This is a genomic window from Streptococcus oralis Uo5, assembly GCF_000253155.1.
Lineage (GTDB): Bacteria > Bacillota > Bacilli > Lactobacillales > Streptococcaceae > Streptococcus > Streptococcus oralis_L.
Genome location: NC_015291.1, coordinates 753282 through 773446, shown reverse-complemented (window position 1 = coordinate 773446; position 20165 = coordinate 753282). Strand labels below are relative to the sequence as shown.

The 20165-nt window shown below is 40.8% G+C and carries 26 protein-coding genes and 1 pseudogene; 8 read left to right on the top strand and 19 right to left on the bottom strand.

Features of this window, described 5'->3' with window-relative positions; genetic code table 11:
- Nucleotides 1–95 precede the first annotated feature (95 nt).
- The 3 genes from gor to SOR_RS03910 all read left to right on the top strand — a co-directional run bounded on the left by gor (nucleotide 96) and on the right by SOR_RS03910 (nucleotide 3072).
- Entirely contained in the window at nucleotides 96–1442 is a 1347-nt protein-coding gene (gor, locus tag SOR_RS03920; RefSeq protein WP_001209554.1) for a glutathione-disulfide reductase, read from the top strand.
- Between the two features lie 143 nt (nucleotides 1443–1585).
- Nucleotides 1586–2122, top strand: coding sequence for a biotin transporter BioY (locus tag SOR_RS03915; protein WP_000709018.1), 537 nt, complete (start codon nucleotides 1586–1588; stop codon nucleotides 2120–2122).
- Between the two features lie 392 nt (nucleotides 2123–2514).
- Entirely contained in the window at nucleotides 2515–3072 is a 558-nt protein-coding gene (locus SOR_RS03910) for a TetR/AcrR family transcriptional regulator (protein WP_001107628.1), read from the top strand.
- A gap of 33 nt (nucleotides 3073–3105) precedes the next feature.
- Here the strand turns inward: SOR_RS03910 and SOR_RS03905 are convergent, their stop codons facing one another.
- Entirely contained in the window at nucleotides 3106–3324 is a 219-nt protein-coding gene (locus tag SOR_RS03905; RefSeq protein WP_000807420.1) for a YdbC family protein, read from the bottom strand.
- Between the two features lie 103 nt (nucleotides 3325–3427).
- On the opposite strand from SOR_RS03905, the gene SOR_RS03900 reads away from it, so the two are divergent.
- Complete coding sequence (locus SOR_RS03900) at nucleotides 3428–3748, top strand: eukaryotic translation initiation factor 4 gamma (protein WP_001250032.1); 321 nt, start codon at nucleotides 3428–3430, stop codon at nucleotides 3746–3748.
- Between the two features lie 27 nt (nucleotides 3749–3775).
- On the opposite strand, the gene SOR_RS03895 is transcribed toward SOR_RS03900, so the two are convergent.
- The 9 genes and pseudogenes from SOR_RS03895 to rpsP all read right to left on the bottom strand — a co-directional run bounded on the left by SOR_RS03895 (nucleotide 3776) and on the right by rpsP (nucleotide 8579).
- The gene (locus SOR_RS03895; protein WP_001196045.1) at nucleotides 3776–4114 is read right to left on the bottom strand and encodes an ATP cone domain-containing protein; all 339 of its coding nucleotides are present in this window, start codon (nucleotides 4112–4114) and stop codon (nucleotides 3776–3778) included.
- A gap of 11 nt (nucleotides 4115–4125) precedes the next feature.
- Nucleotides 4126–4845 (bottom strand): tRNA (guanosine(37)-N1)-methyltransferase TrmD, encoded by a 720-nt coding sequence (gene trmD, locus SOR_RS03890; protein WP_002882191.1) that lies wholly within the window; start codon nucleotides 4843–4845, stop codon nucleotides 4126–4128.
- A complete protein-coding gene (gene rimM / locus SOR_RS03885; protein ID WP_001105874.1) occupies nucleotides 4835–5353 on the bottom strand; it encodes a ribosome maturation factor RimM in 519 nt (172 codons plus the stop codon). Before rimM ends, trmD begins: the two co-directional genes overlap by 11 nt.
- A 75-nt stretch (nucleotides 5354–5428) precedes the next feature.
- Nucleotides 5429–6286 (bottom strand): alpha/beta fold hydrolase, encoded by an 858-nt coding sequence (locus SOR_RS03880; protein WP_000803910.1) that lies wholly within the window; start codon nucleotides 6284–6286, stop codon nucleotides 5429–5431.
- Nucleotides 6287–6435: 149 nt separating this feature from the next.
- Nucleotides 6436–7338 (bottom strand): DMT family transporter, encoded by a 903-nt coding sequence (locus SOR_RS03875; RefSeq protein WP_001003365.1) that lies wholly within the window; start codon nucleotides 7336–7338, stop codon nucleotides 6436–6438.
- Nucleotides 7339–7467: 129 nt separating this feature from the next.
- Nucleotides 7468–7593: pseudogene (locus SOR_RS10390) on the bottom strand (putative immunity protein); the annotation flags it as partial.
- Between the two features lie 69 nt (nucleotides 7594–7662).
- Nucleotides 7663–8004: a MazG nucleotide pyrophosphohydrolase domain-containing protein gene (locus SOR_RS03870; RefSeq protein ID WP_000654121.1), complete on the bottom strand. Its 342-nt coding sequence runs from the start codon at nucleotides 8002–8004 to the stop codon at nucleotides 7663–7665.
- Between the two features lie 43 nt (nucleotides 8005–8047).
- Nucleotides 8048–8287 carry an RNA-binding protein KphA gene (kphA, locus tag SOR_RS03865; protein WP_000379617.1) on the bottom strand — a complete coding sequence of 80 codons (240 nt, stop codon included), beginning with the start codon at nucleotides 8285–8287 and terminating at the stop codon, nucleotides 8048–8050.
- A 19-nt stretch (nucleotides 8288–8306) separates the two neighbouring features.
- Nucleotides 8307–8579: a 30S ribosomal protein S16 gene (rpsP, locus tag SOR_RS03860; RefSeq protein ID WP_000268760.1), complete on the bottom strand. Its 273-nt coding sequence runs from the start codon at nucleotides 8577–8579 to the stop codon at nucleotides 8307–8309.
- Nucleotides 8580–8796: 217 nt separating this feature from the next.
- Between rpsP and SOR_RS03855 the strand changes: the two genes are divergently transcribed.
- Nucleotides 8797–9603, top strand: coding sequence for a peptidylprolyl isomerase (locus tag SOR_RS03855; RefSeq protein WP_000731935.1), 807 nt, complete (start codon nucleotides 8797–8799; stop codon nucleotides 9601–9603).
- 27 nt (nucleotides 9604–9630) lie between these two features.
- Nucleotides 9631–9870 (top strand): zinc-ribbon domain-containing protein, encoded by a 240-nt coding sequence (locus SOR_RS03850; RefSeq protein ID WP_000600211.1) that lies wholly within the window; start codon nucleotides 9631–9633, stop codon nucleotides 9868–9870.
- Between the two features lie 42 nt (nucleotides 9871–9912).
- Here SOR_RS03850 and SOR_RS03845 read toward each other — a convergent pair whose 3' ends face one another.
- From SOR_RS03845 to SOR_RS03815, 7 genes are all read right to left on the bottom strand, one after another.
- Nucleotides 9913–11454 (bottom strand): ABC-F family ATP-binding cassette domain-containing protein, encoded by a 1542-nt coding sequence (locus tag SOR_RS03845; RefSeq protein WP_000025369.1) that lies wholly within the window; start codon nucleotides 11452–11454, stop codon nucleotides 9913–9915.
- A 1-nt stretch (nucleotide 11455) separates the two neighbouring features.
- Nucleotides 11456–11935, bottom strand: a complete 480-nt coding sequence (locus SOR_RS03840) for a VanZ family protein (protein ID WP_000163107.1) — start codon at nucleotides 11933–11935, stop codon at nucleotides 11456–11458.
- A 1-nt stretch (nucleotide 11936) separates the two neighbouring features.
- The gene (gene rlmN / locus SOR_RS03835; RefSeq protein ID WP_000804762.1) at nucleotides 11937–13022 is read right to left on the bottom strand and encodes a dual-specificity RNA methyltransferase RlmN; all 1086 of its coding nucleotides are present in this window, start codon (nucleotides 13020–13022) and stop codon (nucleotides 11937–11939) included.
- A gap of 20 nt (nucleotides 13023–13042) precedes the next feature.
- The gene (locus tag SOR_RS03830) at nucleotides 13043–13573 is read right to left on the bottom strand and encodes a YutD family protein (protein WP_001224376.1); all 531 of its coding nucleotides are present in this window, start codon (nucleotides 13571–13573) and stop codon (nucleotides 13043–13045) included.
- Nucleotides 13574–13726: 153 nt separating this feature from the next.
- Nucleotides 13727–14332, bottom strand: a complete 606-nt coding sequence (gene sodA, locus SOR_RS03825) for a superoxide dismutase SodA (RefSeq protein WP_000974728.1) — start codon at nucleotides 14330–14332, stop codon at nucleotides 13727–13729.
- 69 nt (nucleotides 14333–14401) lie between these two features.
- Entirely contained in the window at nucleotides 14402–15439 is a 1038-nt protein-coding gene (gene holA, locus SOR_RS03820) for a DNA polymerase III subunit delta (protein ID WP_000879666.1), read from the bottom strand.
- A 33-nt stretch (nucleotides 15440–15472) separates the two neighbouring features.
- On the bottom strand, nucleotides 15473–16408 hold the full coding sequence (locus tag SOR_RS03815; RefSeq protein ID WP_000255171.1) for a dihydroorotate oxidase: 936 nt from the start codon (nucleotides 16406–16408) through the stop codon (nucleotides 15473–15475).
- 203 nt (nucleotides 16409–16611) lie between these two features.
- Here SOR_RS03815 and gdhA point away from each other — a divergent pair, with 203 nt between their 5' ends.
- Together gdhA and SOR_RS03805 are read left to right on the top strand one after the other, a co-directional pair.
- Nucleotides 16612–17958, top strand: coding sequence for an NADP-specific glutamate dehydrogenase (gdhA, locus tag SOR_RS03810; protein WP_000199516.1), 1347 nt, complete (start codon nucleotides 16612–16614; stop codon nucleotides 17956–17958).
- Between the two features lie 31 nt (nucleotides 17959–17989).
- On the top strand, nucleotides 17990–18475 hold the full coding sequence (locus tag SOR_RS03805) for a GNAT family N-acetyltransferase (protein WP_001053564.1): 486 nt from the start codon (nucleotides 17990–17992) through the stop codon (nucleotides 18473–18475).
- Between the two features lie 160 nt (nucleotides 18476–18635).
- Here the strand turns inward: SOR_RS03805 and SOR_RS03800 are convergent, their stop codons facing one another.
- Nucleotides 18636–19004: an EXLDI protein gene (locus SOR_RS03800; RefSeq protein ID WP_000559012.1), complete on the bottom strand. Its 369-nt coding sequence runs from the start codon at nucleotides 19002–19004 to the stop codon at nucleotides 18636–18638.
- 62 nt (nucleotides 19005–19066) lie between these two features.
- Nucleotides 19067–19969 carry a DUF2268 domain-containing putative Zn-dependent protease gene (locus SOR_RS03795; RefSeq protein WP_000700626.1) on the bottom strand — a complete coding sequence of 301 codons (903 nt, stop codon included), beginning with the start codon at nucleotides 19967–19969 and terminating at the stop codon, nucleotides 19067–19069.
- Nucleotides 19970–20165: the final 196 nt, after the last annotated feature.

The following is a 20165-nucleotide window of genomic DNA, read 5'->3' as shown; positions in this document are numbered from 1 at the left end:
GCAAGAGTTTTTATAATTTTTTTACCGTAGCAGATTTTTGCATTCAAAAAATAAAAACGATAGAATATGACTATCAAAGCTATAAGGAGTTTTCTATGAGAGAATATGATATCATCGCTATCGGTGGAGGAAGCGGCGGCATTGCCACTATGAACCGCGCTGGCGAACACGGTGCTAAAGCAGCTGTTATCGAGGAGAAAAAATTAGGTGGAACCTGCGTCAATGTCGGCTGTGTTCCTAAGAAAATCATGTGGTATGGAGCGCAAATCGCTGAAAGCTTCCACCACTACGGCCCTGACTATGGTTTTACAAGTTCAGATGTTCAATTTGATTTTGCTAAACTTCGTCAAAATCGTGAAGCCTACATCGATCGTGCCCGCTCATCTTATGATGGAAGTTTCAAGCGCAACGGTGTTGATTTGATTGAAGGTCGTGCTCATTTCGTTGATGCTCATACAGTCAGCGTTAATGGTGAATTGATTCGTGCCAAACATATCGTGATTGCGACTGGCGCTCGTCCAAGCATTCCAACTATTCCTGGAGCTGAACTCGGTGGTAGCTCAGACGATGTCTTTGCTTGGGAACAACTTCCTGACTCCGTTGCGATTCTTGGAGCTGGCTATATCGCCGTTGAATTAGCAGGTGTTCTCCACGCGCTAGGAGTAAAAACGGACTTGTTTGTCCGTCGCGATCGTCCCTTGCGTGGTTTTGACAGCTACATCGTTGAAGGTCTTGTCAATGAAATGGAAAAAACAGGCCTTCCTTTGCACACCCATAAGGTACCCGTCAAACTAGAAGAATCAGAGCAAGGTATTACCATTCATTTTGAAGATGGTTCTAATCACACTGCCAGCCAAGTTATCTGGGCTACCGGCCGCCGTCCAAATGTAGACGGACTGGAGTTAGAAAAGGCTGGAGTTACACTCAACGAACGTGGGTTTATCCAAGTGGATGAGTATCAAAATACAGTTGTAGATGGCATCTATGCCCTCGGAGACGTCACTGGTGAGAAGGAACTAACTCCAGTAGCCATCAAGGCTGGACGTACCCTATCTGAACGTCTCTTTAACGGGAAAACAAATGCTAAGATGGACTACACGACTATCCCTACTGTTGTCTTCTCCCACCCAGCAATCGGAACAGTCGGTTTAACTGAAGATCAAGCTATCAAAGAATACGGCCAAGATAACATCAAAGTCTACAAGTCAAGCTTTGCATCTATGTACTCAGCCGTTACAAACCATCGTCAAGAATCTCGCTTCAAACTCATCACCGCCGGTGCTGACGAAAAAGTTGTTGGACTTCACGGACTTGGTTATGGAGTGGATGAGATGATTCAAGGATTCGCTGTTGCCATCAAGATGGGAGCTACCAAGGCAGACTTTGATACTACAGTAGCTATCCACCCAACCGCTTCAGAAGAATTTGTAACCATGCGCTAATTATCACAAGAGACCTCTTGAGGTCTCTTTTTACTTGTAAAATCGGCTGTTACAAAATTGTTACCTTAATTTCAAAAATAGGTTGACTTTTCTTTCTAGATTAGTATAATAGTTACTATAATTTTGAAAAGAGGTTAACAGTTTTGAAAAAAGCTCATATCTATGCTATCCCTGCTATCGGTGCTGCTCTCATCGCCGTATTGGCACAAATCAGTCTCCCTATCGGTCCTGTACCTTTCACTTTGCAAAACTTTGCAATCGGTCTGATTGCTACTGTTTTTAGACCTAGGGAAGCCGTCCTATCTGTAGCTCTCTATCTCTTGCTGGGTGCCATTGGTTTACCTGTTTTTGCAGGGGGAGGAGCTGGATTTCACGTTTTAGTCGGCCCAAGCGCAGGCTATCTTTGGTTCGATCTTGTCTATGCTGGACTTACATCTTATCTCATCCATCAAAATAGTGGCTACATTCGCATTTTCCTAGCCAACCTCTTGGGTGACTCCCTCGTCTTTGTCGGGGGAATTCTCAGCCTCCACTTCCTTGCTGGTATGCCATTCGATAAGGCACTAGCTGTCGGTGTCCTTCCCTTTATCCTCCCTGATCTTGGTAAGGTTATTGCCATTAGTTTCATTAGTCGTCCCCTACTCGAAAGATTGAAAAGCCTTCCATATTTTTCAAGATAAAAGAATAGTCCAGAACCATTGTTCTGGACTATTTCCATTCTAAGAATCAACTGTACACTATTTAGCTACTTGACTATTCTTATACCGGTATGAATATTAATCGTTTTATTCTTCAAATTATAGTTATTCACGATATGCAAAGTAGAAAAGTATTCTAATTGATTCAAACCAAATAAGCTTCCATTGATTTTGGATGCTTAGCAATTGTATACTTTTCAGAAAACGCATTTTCACTGATAGAGCTATATTTTATAAATTATTTGTGATACAATAGAGCTACCTAAAAGATTCAGAAAATTTAATGTTCATTGATTGTTCATATTAACTTGAACATTCTGATTTTTCTTCATTCAAAAATAACTGTAAATAATTATAAACAGAAAGGTAATTCTATGGCAAAGAATACTCGTGAGCTAATCATTAAAGCTCTCATCACACTAGCTAAGAAAAATCCTCAACGTAGTTCTTTTACAATGACTGAAATTGCTGCTGAAGCTGGTATTTCACGACAAGCGATTTATCAAAAGCATTTTAACAACTTTGAAGATATTATCGAATACATTCACGAAGAGACCAATCAGGACATTTTTAACGTCTTTAATAAGTACTGCCCTAGCAATGATGGAGATCCTATCAGCTTTTTAGCAGACCATATACTTCCTCTCATATACGAAAAAAGGGAAGTTGTTAACACCTTGTATACTACACAAGCCGACCCATGTTGGAAGGAATTTCTGCGTGGAACATACTCAGAGTGGGTACTAAAGAATGTCAATTACCAACTGAAATATAATTTTAATAAAGAGGACATCGCTTATATCATTACAACCATGGCAATCTCTTTCATTGAAGTCTGGATTCGTAAAGATAATCCAATTCCACCTGAAGAGTATAGAGAGACTTTCATTCAATTGTCTAAGACTTCTCTCTGTGACTATATTGTGTCCTAAAAAAAGAATCTTGAGTTGCACTCAAGATTCTTTTTATTGTCCCCCTTTAAAGGCATCGACCATTACCTGAAATTCTTCATTGGAAAGCGTGATTCCTTTGCCCATTTTGGTATGGTCGGGGCTCCAAGTTCGAATATCAAACTTTGCTGGTGCTCCATTAAAGCTGACTCTATTTAGTTCTTTTGTCCATCCTTTGTCATTTTCAGACAAGGTGAGCAAGTGTTCTTCTATCTCAAATGTAAATTCTGCCATTTTAACTCCTTTATGTGATATGCTTTCTATAGTCTATTCGTAAAAATCTTGTGGTTTTTAGGAAAATTTTATATAATGTGGATATATAAGAAGGGAGGATTCTATGAGACAGACATTCAAACTAGTTCTAGATAAACTACATGGTTTTCTCAATGGGAATGATGATCATCGTCAAATCGAGGACAACTCCCTCACTGCTATGATTGAACAAGCCATCCAGAAAAAGTCGGCTATTCATGTCATACTTGCTGAGACAAGTTTTACGGGTGATATTGTCAAACACGATGCTAACCGCCAACAAATCATCGTCAAAAATTTTTCAAAAAACGTGACCCGAATCATTCGTATTAGTGATATTAAACGACTTCGTTTTGTTCCCTCAACTGTACAAAAAGCTCAGAAAAGCCTATTTAAGAAAGAGTGAGATGTTCTTTGCATCCCACTCTTTTTCTTAACGGATTTGTTCAAAATGAAGGTGAACTGCGATATGGTCGCCATAACCACTTCTCTCCAAATCGCGTTGCAAGCGATAAGAGATATAGTGTTCTGCGATTGTAATGTAGCCAGCTCCAAGCAAGCGGTGCTCAACCATTGACTGGATCATGCTGATAGTGGCACGTTCTACTTTTGCTTCTTCCAAGTCCAAAACGACTTTTTTAGTAACTTGAGCTAAGTTTTGACGTAGGTCATCAGTCAAAACATAAACTGTTTGGGCTGCTTTTAGAACAGCTTGGTAAATTTTATCTGGATCAAATTCAGCAATTTCTCCATTACGTTTGATTACTTGCATAAAGTTCTCCTTTATTCTTTGTTTTCTTTGATTTCAGCCAGCATCTTTTCTTCTTCGGCTGTTAGTTGATAGTTTTCTAGCAGGTCAGGTCTGCGCTCGTAGGTTTTCTTTAGACTCTCATACAGCCGCCACTGGCGAATCTTTTCATGGTGCCCACTCATGAGCACATCTGGAACCACCATGCCACGATAGTCATAAGGACGTGTGTACTGAGGGTATTCGAGAAGACCTGAAGAAAAGCTATCATCCTGGTGGCTAGACTCCTTACCAATCACTTCTGGTATCAAGCGCACGGTCGCGTCAATCATGGTCATGGCCGCCAATTCTCCTCCAGTCAAAACATAGTCTCCTAGGGAAATTTCATCGGTTACCAAGGTCTTGATACGCTCGTCATACCCTTCATAGTGACCACAGATAAAGATCAGTTCCTCTTCCTGAGCCAAATCCTCAGCGTAAGCCTGATCGAACTGTTTACCTGCAGGATCAAGAAGAATGACACGGGGATTTTTCTTTTCAATAGCATCAAAGGCATCGAAAATAGGTTGAGCCCGGAGTAACATCCCCTGACCGCCTCCGTAGGGCTCGTCGTCAACATGACGGGCCTTTTCAGCGTATTCTCTGAAATTATGATACTGGATATCCAAGAGCCCTTTTTCTCGAGCCTTCCCAACAATCGAGTGTTCCAGCGGAGAAAACATCTCCGGAAAGAGGGTTAAAATATCAATCTTCATCATCTAACCCTTCTAAGATGTCCACATCAACCCGCTTGTTTGGAATATCAACATTGAGAACTACTGGCGGAATGTAAGGTAAAAGCAAATCACGCTTGCCTTTTCGCTTGACCACCCAGACATCGTTGGCTCCCGGTTGTAGGATTTCCTTGATAGTTCCAATCAAGTTGTCTCCCTCGTAAACTTCCAAACCGATAATCTCATGATAATAGAATTCACCATCATCTAAAGAGTTCAAATCTTCCTCAGCGACCTTGAGGCTATAACCCTTGTACTTTTCAATTGCATTGATATGGTACATGTCTTTGAATTTGATAATGTCAAAGTTCTTATGCTTACGGTGGCTAGCAATGGTCACTGTTTGGACAAACTGATCTTTTTCATCGAATAAAGCCAGCTCTGCTCCCTTTTTAAATCGATCTTCTGCAAAATCCGTCACAGACAAGACTCGCATCTCACCCTGCAGACCCTGCGTATTGACGATTTTCCCAACATTAAAGTAGTTCATCTTGTCTCCTGTATCTATTTCTATCCTTTATTTTATCACGTTCCAGGGATTTTCACAAGTTGGATAGATCCTATCTTACAAGGCTACTACTTCTTCAAAAAAATCACCAACTATCTGATTAAACTCTTTAGGATGGTCATTCATCGGTTGGTGTTTGCTGTCTGAAATCGTTACTTGACGCGCATTGGGATTTAGAACAATGATACCATCATAGATTATTTTTAGGTGTTTGGGAAAATCATTTTCGCCTCTTACTAATAGCATTGGAGGATTTCCTTTATATCCTTCTATCTCATGGACTGCCAAGAAACCTGTAATTCCAAGGTTCAAGAAAACATCTCGCCCAGTTTCTATAATTGCCGTCTTGACCAATTCTCTTGTGATAGGGTTATCAGTACACATTTTTGAATTTTTATCAGCAATCACCTTCCAAGGAATCGTCTTGTACATAAGAGAACTATATTTGATTCGACCTCTTTCTTTCTCTGATAGGTAACGATGCTGTCCCCAACTATCTACCATGACCAAGGCTAGGACTCTTTCTGGATGGCGATAGGTATACTCTTGAAGTGGATTTCCTCCCCAAGAATGACCGACCAATATCACCTTATCTAGCTGAAAATAGGATAAAATAGCATCTACATCTTGAACAGCGCCTTCTAAGTCGGGTAGGCCAACTTTCATAGGTGATTCACCCTGCCCTCTAACATTTACAAAGTAAAGGTCAAATCCATCAAAGGCATCATATTGGTGGGCCCACATCTGACTACAGCCACAAGCTCCATGATAAAAAATAATATGCCCTTTACTTGCGTTTCCAAGACGATGATAAACAACCAAATCACAATCTACGACTGCTATAAGGTGACGTTCCAACACCTCGGATTTTCTGTTATAAAAAGCAATAGCTTCAGCAATATCATTTGGCTTCATTTCTACATTCGCTCCTCTTTATCCTGATATCATTCTTTGTATCTATTTTATCATGCTATATTAAAATCGTCGTTTTCTAAACTTAATTTCATTAAAAATTTTGAATTTTCTGCATCATTTAGATAAAGAAAAAGACTGCTAAGCAATCTTTACTTTTTTCTCATCAGATTCATGCCTAAAATTCCAGTAATAATCAGAGCAGCTCCTATCACATGGTAACTATAAATTGGTTCGTGGAGGATAAGAGCCCCAGCTAGAATGGTCAAAACTGTTCCAAGATTGCCAAAGACACTGACGGTTGATGCCCCGAGGCGAACAATAGCATAGATAGAGAGACTACCAGTCACGATAGAGGCTAGTATTCCCAAATAGAGGATGGAAAGCAGATAGGGTACCTGTCCAAGTGGCCCAAAGTAAGATAATATGTTCCCCTCTAGATAGTGAGAGGTCAGACTCAACGTATTAAAGGTGACGAAGCCAACAAATATCACAACAACTGTCATATCCATGGCCCGATAGCGACCTCCTTTAGCCTTGCTGAGGATATTGTTTATCGCATTGGCAAGAACGGATCCCAACATCAAGAGAAAGCCCAAGCTAGCAGTTTCCGTGCTAAAGTTCGCTCCTTTGCTAAGGAAGATGAAAACTACTCCTGCTACGGATAAAATTAAAAAGAACTTTTGCAGCAAACTTGTCTTTTCCTTGAGAAAGACCGATGCCAAAAAGAGAGTAAAAATCGGGACAAGAGCCTGTAAAATTCCCGCTTCAGAAGACGATATATACTGTAAAGCAAAGGATTGGAAAATAAAAAAGAGGATTGGATAGAAAAGACTCATAGGCAGAATAGAAAGAATATCTTTTCTACTTAAACTCACATTGATAAGTTTTGTTTGATGAAGGATGGCCAATACCAGAGCAGCGATTGTATAGCGATGTGCTAAGTTGGTGAGAGGACTGGCATAGCCCAAAGCAATCTTAGTAAATAAAAAAGAAAATCCAATGATCGCTGAAAAGGATAAGGCTGCTAGGTAAGCTTTTGTTTTCTCGTTCATAGATGGTTACTCCCTTTAAAAATAGCTATTCTCAAGATTGATTGACTAGAATTCTTTGAGACTGCCTTTCCATTGTAGCATAGTAAAATCCTAGATGCTATTTCTAGGATTGGTATTTTATTCCTTCTTTCACCGTTTATCTATTACATTAGCTAAAAAGGATTCAGCCAGTCTGATCTGCTTTTCTCGTTCTTTTCTTACAAGTTCTAGCCTGTCTGCCTCTTGGAGATTCCTTACTTTGATAGCATAATCTGCTAATTTCATTGATTTCTCTATACAAGATAGCGTAAGCTAGGAAAAATCTTTCATATCAGTGAAAAGAGGTTACTCCTTGTTTTCTTGGAAGTTTTCCAAAAATCCTTCCAAATCTCTTTCATGTTGGTACTTAATGGCCGCTTTTTTATCTTTATCAAAGATAGTTTTGGTTAGGTCAATATCGTTGATGGCCGCAATTGCGACAGTGTAGTGAATAATATCAGCTAGTTCTTTGGCTAGTTCCTCATTTGAGTCCTGGACACCCTCTTTTCGACCAGAGCGCCCATTCAAGACCTCAGCTACTTCTCCGACTTCCTCCACTAGCTTGATAAAGAGGCCTTCCTCAGTTCGAGACTGTTGGTAATGTTCGAGTAAGTAAGCTTGTAATTGTCTAAAGGTTAAATCCTTCATCTTCTCCTCCTCACAAAAAAACGAGACATCTGTCCCGCTTTTTTTATTTTTCATCGATAACGATTCTTACTTTCTTGTCTTCAGTTGGGACAGAGTAGACAATCGTTCTTATCGCTGAGATAGTGCGACCCTTACGACCGATAACACGACCGACATCGCTTTGGTCAAGATCCAAGTGATACTCCAAAAACTCTGGTGTATCTTCGATCTTGATAGTTAAGGCATCAGGTTGTGAAATCAATGGTTTCACAATCGCAATAATGAGATTTTCAATCGTATCCATCTGTCAACCTACTTTAAACTTATTTTGAGAATTTAGAATCGTGGAATTTTTTCAATACGCCTTCTTTTGAAAGGATGTTGCGAACTGTATCTGAAGGTTGAGCTCCATCAGCCAACCATGCAAGAACGCGGTCTTCTTTCAAAGTTACTTGGTTTTCAGCAACAAGTGGGTTGTAAGTTCCAACTGTTTCGATGAAACGTCCGTCACGTGGTGAACGTGAGTCTGCTACATTGATACGGTAGAAAGGTTTTTTCTTAGAACCCATACGAGTCAAACGGATTTTAACTGCCATTTTTTAATGTCTCTTTTCTTATTTTTTTATTTCGGTGAAATAGCTAAGCTATTTAGCACATGTTCTATTATAGCAGATTTCTGACAGGTGTCAAGAAAAAAACTTGACAGAGTTTTAATTTTTTTAACTACTAGAAATTTTTAGTAAAATCTTTTACATTTGAAATCAAACTCCTTTTAAGGTACAATGGTAGAAATGAATTTTTGAGAGGTTAACAATGAAAAAACTAGCAACCCTTCTTTTACTATCAACTGTAGCCCTTGCTGGATGTACTAGTATCCAACGTGGTCTCCGTGGTGATGAGTATGTCGACTCCAGTATCTCAGCTGAAGAAAGCTCAAAAGCAGCTGCTCAGGCTGCCAAGGATTTGAATGACGCTTTGACCAATGAAAATGCCAACTTCCCTCAACTTTCTAAGGAAGTTGCCGAAGATGAAGCCGAGGTTATTTTACACACAAATCAAGGCGATATCCGCATTAAACTCTTTCCAAAACTAGCACCACTAGCAGTTGAAAACTTCCTTACTCACGCTAAGGAAGGCTACTATAACGGCATCACCTTCCACCGTGTCATCGATGGCTTTATGATCCAAACTGGAGATCCTAAGGGAGATGGTACAGGGGGCCAATCTATCTGGCATGATAAGGATAAAACAAAGGACAAGGGAACTGGTTTTAAAAATGAAATCTCTCCTTACCTATACAATATCCGAGGAGCCCTTGCTATGGCTAACACTGGTCAACCAAACACCAACGGTAGCCAGTTCTTCATCAACCAGAACTCAACAGATATTTCTGCTAAACTCCCTACCAGCAAGTATCCAAAGAAAATCATCGAAGCCTATAAAGAAGGTGGAAATCCAAGTCTAGACGGCAAACACCCTGTCTTTGGTCAAGTCATCGATGGCATGGATGTTGTTGACAAGATTGCCAAGGCTGAAAAAGATGAGAAAGACAAACCAACTACTGCTATTACCATTGACAGTATCGAAGTGGTCAAGGACTACGACTTCAGCAAGAAATAAACAATTTGAATAGAAGGAGATAAGGATATGATTCTGTTTTGGGATTCTAAAGGTTATCAGAAAGATTTGGGACATACGCAAACTGCTATCGAATGTGGCCATTGTAACAATGTTGGTGCTTGGGAAATTACAGAAACCGGACGCAAGTTTACTCTTTACTGGATTCCGCTCTTCCCTTATGGTAAAACTTATTTCGTTTCTTGTCCGATTTGCCACTACGGTAAAGAAATTGAGAAATCTGAAGTTGAAAGCTTTTTAAATTACTAGTCAAAAAAGCCAAGTCATTTCGACTTGGCCTTTTTAGTGCTTTTAAGTTAGCTTGTTAAAGTCCCAGATTTGGTCCATCCAGCCTTCATAAAAGTTTGGTTCGTGACAAACCATAAGAATGCTTCCTTTGTATTCTTTAAGCGCCCGTTTGAGTTCTTCCTTAGCATCCACATCTAGGTGGTTGGTCGGCTCGTCCAGCACTAAGACGTTATTTTCTCGATTCATCAAGAGACAGAAACGCACCTTGGCTTGTTCCCCACCTGATAAGACCTGAATCTGGCTTTCGATATGCTTAGTTGTCAAACCACAACGAGCAAGGGCTGCACGAACCTCTGCCTGATTGAGTGCTGGAAAGGCGTTCCAGACCGCTTCTAGAGGTGTTTGACGATTGCCACCTTCTACTTCTTGTTCAAAGTAACCAAGTTCAAGGTAGTCGCCACGTTCAACTTCTCCAGCGATTGGTGGAATAATCCCCAAGAGAGACTTCAAGAGAGTTGTTTTCCCAATACCATTTGCCCCAATAATGACAACCTTTTGATTGCGTTCAAAGGTGAGGTTTAAGGGTTTGGTAAGTGAACGGTCATAACCAATCTGCAAGTCCTTGGCTTGGAAGATAAAGCGCCCTGGTGTACGAGCTGGTTTGAAATCAAAGGATGGTTTTGGTTTCTCACTTTGGAGTTCGATGATATCCATCTTATCCAATTTCTTCTGACGAGACATGGCCATGTTTCGTGTTGCAACACGCGCTTTGTTTCGGGCAACAAAGTCCTTTAGGTCTGCAATCTCTTTCTGCTGGCGTTCATAGGCTGCCTCTAGCTGAGATTTCTTCATAGCATAAACTTCTTGGAACTGGTAGTAGTCACCAGAGTAACGCGTCAACTGTTGATTTTCCACATGATAGACAATATTGATAACATCATTCAAAAATGGAATATCATGTGAAATCAAGACAAAGGCATTCTCATAGTTTTGGAGATAGCGTTTGAGCCAGTCAATGTGTTCGGCATCCAAGTAGTTGGTTGGCTCGTCCAGCAACAAGATATCAGGCTTTTCAAGGAGAAGTTTAGCCAAGAGTACCTTGGTTCTTTGTCCACCTGACAAGGCTGTTACGTCTGTATCTATACCATAGTCCATGACACCGAGGGCACGCGCCACTTCATCAATCTTAGCATCCAAAGTATAGAAATCTCGACTCTCCAAACGGTCTTGGAGTTCGCCAACTTCTTCCATCAGTGCATCAATATCCGCTCCGTCCTCTGCCATTTCCATATAGAGCTCATTGATACGAGTTTCTGCTTTAAATAGCTCATCAAAGGCTGTACGCAAGACATCACGCACAGTTTGACCTTCCTTTAGCACAGCATGCTGATCCAGATAGCCAGCAGTCACATACTTAGACCACTCCACCTTTCCTTCGTCAGGTAACATCTTACCAGTCACGATACTCATAAAGGTTGATTTTCCTTCACCATTGGCACCGACTAAGCCGATATGTTCTCCCTTGAGGAGACGGAAGGAGACATCTTCAAAAATTGCACGATCACCAAAACCGTGACTCAAATTTTTAACTTCTAAAATACTCATTCTAATTCCTTATCTTATTTTTATGCAGTCCTTTATAGAGGACCCAAGCCAGATAGCCTCCCAGAGTATTGGTCCACAAATCATCAATCTCAAAGACCCGATTAAAGTCGAATAAAAAATCCAAAACTAGTTGCGTACATTCAATTCCTAAGCTCAAAAGAAAACTGAGAAATAGGATTTTTTTGGTTTGTCGCAAGTTTGGACAGAGATAGATCAGTTGAAAGACCAGAGGGAAGAGCAAGAAGACATTTAAAATGTTCTGCAAAAAGATCCAAAGGACTTGTCCCAAACTGGTCACTTCACCCAGATTCCAAAGGGAGTTTAAGGGAGTTAAAAGAAAAACCAGGCGTCCAAAAGTTTGAATACCTGGAGTTTCCACTCCTGTAGGAAGTTGAGGCTGGGGAGTGAAGCAAAAACAGACAATGCATAGGCTGTAAACAGCCACTCCCAATCTTAAGATTAATTCTCTTTTTTTAGTCATTTTATGGATTTACCGCTGCGACTGCCTTCTGGCGGTCACGTTTCATTGTATTGGAGCGTAATTGTCCACAAGCTGCATCAATATCTGTACCATGCTCTTGACGGACAACACAGTTGACCCCTTTTTTCTTGAGTGTATCGTAGAAGGCCATCACGCGCTCTTTAGGACTACGGCTATATTGGTCATGTTCACTAACTGGGTTATAGGGAATCAAGTTTACATAAGACAATTTCTTGATATTCTTGAGCAATTCAGCCAATTCCAAGGCTTGTTCAACACCATCGTTGACTTCATTGAGCATGATATATTCAAAGGTCACACGGCGATTGGTTGTTTCGATATAGTACTCAATAGCTGCAAAGAGCTTTTCAATCGGAAAGGCACGGTTGATCTTCATGATGCTTGAGCGCAATTCATTATTGGGTGCGTGAAGAGACACAGCCAGATTGACCTGTACGCCTTCATTAGCAAAGTCACGAATTTTATGGGCCAAACCTGAAGTTGAAACAGTGATGTGACGAGCACCGATAGCCATCCCCTTGTCATCATTGATGGTACGGACAAAATTCAAAACATTGTTGTAATTATCAAATGGTTCACCAATTCCCATAACAACGATATGGCTGACACGTTCATCCTGACCACGTTCATCAAAGTATTTCTGAACCAGCATAATTTGTGCTACGATTTCCCCGTTATTGAGGTCGCGTTGTTTCTTGATCAAGCCTGATGCACAGAAGGTACAGCCAATATTACAGCCAACCTGAGTGGTCACACAGACTGACAAACCGTAGTGTTGACGCATGAGTACTGTCTCAATCAACATGCCATCTGGCAACTCGAAAAGATACTTAACAGTACCGTCAGCAGACTCTTGTACGATCCGCTGTTTCAAAGGATTTACGACAAACTGGTCATTGAGTTTGGCAATCAAATCCTTGGAAAGGTTGGTCATTTCTTCAAACGACTGGACACGTTTACGGTAGAGCCATTCCCAGATTTGATCTGCTCGGAATTTCTTTTCTCCCTGTTCTAATACCCATTCTTGCATGGTTTGACGTGTTAAACTATAAATAGACGGTTTCATCTCTTCTCCTTATTCTCTATCTATTTCTGACGAATGACAAAATGGCGCTGTCCCTTGTCCTCTTTCTGAGACTTTTGATCCTTATGACGACGTCTATTTCGCTTATCCGCATTTGGTTTTCTCTTGTTTTGCGAAGATTTCTTCCCTCTTCTAGGAAGGTTTTCCTCTTCCTTTTTACGCAATTTCTTGTCAAATGAAGCCCGCTTCGGTGCTTGATTTTCTAGAACAAAATAGGCACAACCATAACTACAGTACTCCAAAAGATAGTCCTGTAAACGACTAATCTTTTCATTTTTTTCCTCTGTTCGGTCGTCTTTGTAAAAGCCACGTAGGCGGAGCTGTTCATTGCTCCAGTCACCCACGACATAATCAAACTTGGTCAACACTTCTGAGAAGCGTTGATTAAAGACTGTCACATCGAAGGCATCCTTGATATTTTCAACCAAGGTAAAAGCAATCCCTTCAGTCTCAACCTTATCCCCATTTACTTGAAATTCTGGGCCAGGAAACTTGTTATAGTTGTATAATTCAGGTGCAATTTCTTTACGCATAGTCTTCCTTTTCCACGATTACTTAACACTCTATTTTACCATAATTTCTAGCAGTTAGCACGTTTCTCATAAAAATGAAAAAAGTCTGACGATTTTGTCAGACTTCTGCTTTATAAAGCAAAAAGAGAAGAATGACTCTTCCCTTCCTATTTTTTATTTAGCTGCTGCATAAAGCTCATCTACTTTGTTCCAGTTAATGACTGAGAAGAAAGCTTTGATGTAGTCAGGACGCACGTTGCGGTATTTCACATAGTAAGCATGTTCCCAAACGTCCAAGCCCAAGATTGGTTTTTTACCTTCTGAGATTGGGGTGTCTTGGTTTGCTGTTGAAGTCACTTCAAGCTTCCCTTCTTTGTTAACAACCAACCATGCCCAGCCAGAACCAAAGCGAGTTGTAGCTGCTGCTGTAAAGGCTGCTTGGAACTCTTCAAATGAACCAAATGTTGCATCGATTGCTGCTGCAAGTTCTGCTGATGGAGCAGTTTTTTCAGGAGTCATCAATTCCCAGAAAAGAGCATGGTTCAAGTGTCCACCACCATTGTTGATAAGCGCTTGACGGATATCAGCTGGGATAGAGTCTACATCAGCAAGCAAAGCTTCAAGGTCTTCACCAATTTCAGGGTGTTTTTCAAGAGCTGCATTTGCATTGTTGACATAAGTTTGATGGTGTTTGTCATGGTGCAAGTGCATTGTTTCTGCATCGATGTATGGTTCCAAAGCGTCGTATGCGTATGGAAGGTCTGGTAAGATAATAGCCATCTGTAATACCTCTTTTTCTTTCTATATGAAAATGATAACGCAATCATCCTCTTTTTTCAAGTTTTTTGCTCAATTTGCCTCTGTCGCAATCTGCAAGAGCGCCTTTTCAAACAAGTAACTTTTTTCATAGACACCTGTTTTAATCTGGTAGTCTGTTTCAATCAAATAAGAAATCGCTCGCTTGAGAAAGGCCAAGGAAATCCCTCTCGAATCTCTCAATGCGAACTTGATTTGATAAGGATTAGGATTGCGTCCCAAATAAGTCCCCAGACTGCTTACAATCTGCGATTCCGACTGACCAGCTTCTGATAAAATCTTCACTTGTGTAAAGGTACGAAACTGTCCTAACATGACAGCTATGAGCTTGATCTCATCCTCCCCTTGCAAGGTCAAATCTCTGACCAAGTCACGGGCCTGATCGATCTTTTTGCCCAAGATAAGCTGAGTCAAATCAAAAATATTGTCCTGCAGAGTCTTTGGAATAGCCTCGACAATATCCTTCTCCTCAATCACGCCGTCTGACTTATAAGACTGCAAAAAAAGGAGATTTTTCTGGATTTCACTAAATTGAAAACCAGATTTGATAAGGAGATTTTCAAAAGACTTTTCTGCAAACTGCAGACCTTGTGTCTGGCTCCATTTTTGGAAATACTGGCGCAATTCTTGTTCTTTGGCTTCTACTGCATCAAAAACCTTGGCATCTCGTTTGAGCAATTTGACCAGCCGTCTCTTACTATCTAACTTTCCTTCAGCAAAAATCAATAACTTGGTTGTTGGCGAAGGGTTATCAAGGTATGCCTCAAATGACTTGAGCTCATCATCTGTTAAAAAACGTTTCTTGGCTGTTGTAATATCGACAAAATGGTCTAATATCACGATTTTCTCATCCGCAAAGAAAGGGAGACTAACCAGCTCCAACTCTAAGTCTTTATAAGCTACTTCTTTCATATCAAAGTAAGCAAAATTGAGATCAGCTGGATCATAACCAATCTGTTTCAACACTTGACTCTTCATAACTTCAAACTGACCCTGGTCTGTCCCAGTAAATAGATTCAAGCTAGATAAATTTGATAGAGATAACTTTCGACTCTCTTCTATGGCTAGCATCTTCTCTCCTTTCTTCTGATTTTTCGATTTAATTTAGTCAATATAGCGCAATTTCCCACGGAAATCTTCTAGTCTCTCGTACCCTTTTTCCGCCATAATAGCTTTCAGTTCATTGGTAATGCGTTCAAAAGCACCAACGCCTTCCTTGTGTAGGGTAGTCCCTACTTGCACCATACTCGCACCGCAGAGGATGTGTTCAAAGGCATCACGACCCGTTAGAACACCACCCGTTCCGATGATTTGGATTTGCGGATTGAGACGTTGGTAAAAGGCGTGCACATTAGCAAGAGCGGTCGGCTTGATATACTCTCCACCAATGCCACCAAAACCATTTTTAGGACGAATAACGACAGACTCGTCTTCTATATAAAGGCCGTTTCCGATAGAGTTAACACAGTTAACAAACTTGAGCGGGTATTTGTTGAAAATAGCTGCCGCTTGATCAAAGTGAACAATATCAAAATAAGGTGGTAATTTGATCCCAAGAGGTTTGGTAAAGTAGGCAAAGACTTCTGCCAAGATACGGTCTGTTGTCTCAAAATCATAAGCAATCTGAGGTTTTCCTGGAACATTTGGGCAAGAAAGATTAAGCTCTGTCAGTCCTTTGAATTCACTCTCTTGAACTTTTTTCAAGATGGTATGTGTTTCTTCTGGAGACATGCCAACTAAAGATAGGAAGAAAGTACGGTTTGGCTCTTTTTCCTGCAAGTCCAAAAGATAGTCCAGATAGTAGTCTAAGCCGTTATTTGGCAAGCCCATAGAGTTGATAGAACCAAGTGGAACATCCTGGTAGCGTGGCTCAGGATTGCCCTGACGAAAGTCCAAGGTCGCTGTCTTCGTGACAAAAGTACCCGCTGCTGAGTTTTTGACCCCTTCAAGCTCTTCTATCGTCATACAAGCAACTCCCGCCGCATTCATCAAGCAATTGTCAAACTCAAAGCCAGCTATTTGTGTTTTCGTTGATACCATGATTCTGATCCTCCAGATTCCTTTTATTTCTAATATTATACCATACTTTAAGATTTTCTCTTTGAGAAACTAATTTCTATATAAAACGTTCGGTTTTATAAATTGAAAGAATTTTTTGAAAATTTCTGTTTTTTCTTTACACTCAAAAAAAATTCTGCTATAATGGCTCATGTAATAAAATATAACAACAAAAGGAGAACGATATGACATCTGCTAAAGACTATATCCAAAGCGTGTTTGCAACTGTGAAAGCTCGTAATGGGCATGAGGCTGAATTTCTCCAGGCGGTTGAAGAATTCTTCAGCACTTTGGAACCTGTATTTGAAAAACATCCCGAGTATATCGAAGAAAACATCTTGGCACGTATCACTGAGCCTGAGCGCGTAATTTCTTTCCGAGTTCCTTGGGTTGACCGTGATGGAAAAGTCCAAGTGAACCGTGGTTACCGTGTTCAATTCAACTCAGCTGTTGGACCATATAAAGGCGGACTTCGTTTCCACCCAACTGTAAACCAAGGGATCTTGAAATTCCTCGGCTTTGAACAAATCTTTAAAAACGTCTTGACTGGACTTCCAATCGGTGGAGGTAAAGGTGGATCAGACTTCGATCCTAAAGGGAAGACTGATGCTGAAGTGATGCGCTTCTGCCAAAGCTTCATGACTGAATTGCAAAAATACATCGGACCATCTCTTGACGTACCTGCTGGTGATATCGGTGTTGGTGGACGTGAAATTGGTTACCTTTACGGGCAATACAAACGTCTTAACCAATTTGATGCGGGTGTCTTGACTGGTAAACCTCTTGGATTTGGTGGTAGCTTGATTCGTCCAGAAGCAACTGGTTATGGTTTGGTTTACTATACTGAAGAAATGCTCAAAGCTAATGGTAACAGTTTTGCTGGTAAGAAAGTGGTTATTTCAGGTTCTGGTAACGTAGCTCAATACGCTCTTCAAAAAGCGACTGAACTCGGCGCTACTGTTATCTCTGTATCTGACTCAAACGGTTATGTCATCGACGAAAATGGTATTGACTTCGATCTTTTGGTTGATGTTAAAGAAAAACGCCGTGCTCGTTTAACTGAGTACGCAGCTGAGAAAGCAACTGCTACTTACCATGAAGGTTCTGTATGGACTTACGCTGGAAACTACGACATCGCTCTTCCATGTGCGACTCAAAACGAAATCAACGGTGAAGCAGCTAAACGTTTGGTTGCTCAAGGCGTTATCTGTGTATCTGAAGGTGCTAACATGCCTAGTGACCTTGATGCGATTAAAGTCTACAAAGAAAACGGAATCCTTTACGGACCTGCCAAAGCCGCTAACGCTGGTGGTGTAGCTGTATCAGCGCTTGAAATGAGCCAAAACAGCCTTCGCCTTTCATGGACTCGTGAAGAAGTTGATGGACGCCTCAAAGACATCATGACCAACATCTTCAATACAGCTAAAACAACTGCTGAAACATACGGACTTGGTACTGACTACCTTGCAGGAGCAAATATCGCTGCCTTCGAAAACGTAGCAAACGCTATGATTGCCCAAGGTATTGTTTAATTAGTCGATACATCCTATCGGAGGACAAATGATGAACTTACGGCCAATGGAAGTGAGAGACAATCCAGCTGTAGCGCAGCTCATTCGAACTAGTCTTGAAGAATTCGGGCTTGACAAACCAGGAACTGTCTACTTTGATTCTCATCTAGATCATTTGGCCGACTATTATCAACAGCAAGAGAGGTCAGCTTACTTTGTTCTGGAAGATGAAGGTCAGCTGGTTGGCTGTGGTGGCTTTGCACCTGTGTCTGATAAGATTGCTGAATTACAAAAACTGTATGTCACTAAAAATAGCCGTGGCAAAGGTTATTCCAGCAGGTTGATAAAGCGGATATTCCAGGAAGCCCGTCTGGCTGGTTATGAACAGCTTTATCTAGAAACCTCTACTGAACTGGCTACTGCTGTGGCCATCTATCAGCACTATGGTTTTACAGCATTGCAAGAACCACTTTCTAACGCCGCCGGCCACCCAGCTATGAATATCTGGATGATAAAATCTCTCTCATCAGGTGAATAGATGGCAGTATACTATGGTCGACTTGAGGACATCAGTATCAAGCTCCTCAAGACAGCTAAAACAACTTTTAAAAATGTAGCCAAGGCTATGATAGTAAAGGTATTGTTTCAGCACTATCACACTAGAATAAATCCGACTGCTTATAAAAGCAGCCGGATTTTTATATATCTAATTTTTCAAAAAATTTGCCTGCAGACTGCTTTTCTTTTAGCTTCTCAAGCAGCTCATTTTCCAGAAAACGACTTAGTTCGTCAAAATATTGACAAACCTTAAAAACAGTCTCTCTGTCCAACTGACCGTAAACTAGTTCGTAATAGTCCTTATTATGCTGCCAGTTCTGGTCATAGTTGATATCTGTCCGTTGATAGTAAACGATGTTTTGCTTCGGTGTCAGGTAAATCTTCTGTGTTAGAATGCTTTTCTGATCTTTAGATAACTTGCTACGGCTGAAAATCTTAACACCTTGAAAAATCTTACGCTCATGAATTCCTTGATCTGTCAGCTTCAATTCAATTCTTTTATAGTGCATACTATCACCTCCTGAAATCACCTACATTATATCATGTTCTGGCAAATTTTCAAACAAAAGTGTCATTTCCAAAAGTCTTTCGTCGCCTCTAAAATCTCTTCTGTTGGTGTTACTGTGGCCTCAACAATGCTCTTGCCTGTCCTTTTCAGATAAGCTTGTATCAGATGATAGCCATAAGCATAGCCTGCAGCATAAGGCATTCCAACTGGCATCTGACCCTGTATCTTAGCTATTTCATCACCGTAGAGATATGGTGCCATTTCCGCCATCCCCGTTAGCTGAAGCTGACTTGAGATGATGGGCTTAATCTCTTCTAACTGCTCTGGACTGGTTGAAGTGACCCAAGGCCCAATGAGATCTTTGCCATAGAGCTCAGCAGCAAAAGACTCTGCCAATCCTTCACTGACTACCCAGTCTGCTAGTGTCGTCTGCTGGTTCCATTTGATAAATTGGAAACGGACATTGTGATTGCACTCGTGAGCCAACGCAGCCTGCACACGTGGTAAAGTATAGTCATTTGGTAGCAGACTAAGCATGAGGTAGCCTGGAATTCCGCCATCTCCGCTATAACCCTTATTGAGCTGTAGCATAGGTTTTTCTGGATTGCCCAATAAAATAGTAAAATGGTAATCCTCAACATCTAAGTCATAGCCAGCCTGCTCAAAAAGACCAATACTCCTTTTGATGGTATCCTGGCAGTCCTGCCAGAGTTGATCAGAGCTCAGAGAGTCGATAGCTGGTCTATCCTTTTCTGATAGAGTTCCGGGCAACTGATTCATAAAGCCAAGTAGGAATAGAGCATCAAATCCTCCAGGGTACTTTGCTTTCAAAGGGATGTGTTGCGTTTGGTATTTCATTGCAAAAGGTGCTAATATTTTAGCTCGAAAGCAACCTTCTCTTTTTTCTAAAGGAAGCTCGAGCATCTCTTGGTAAACTTTATCTGAACGAATCATATTGATTTTCATAGTAATCTCCTTTCTTATCTACTATTAGTATAATCCCTTCCCTAAGGTCAGGGTCAAGAAGAAAATTGAAATTATATCAAGATTTTAGTAACTGTTAAGAAAAATGATGTACTAGGTCTTGCGTATCAGACTATAATATCTAAGTAGTTTTGCCATTCTAAACAGAAAAAACCGCTACTCCTAAGAATAGCGGTTT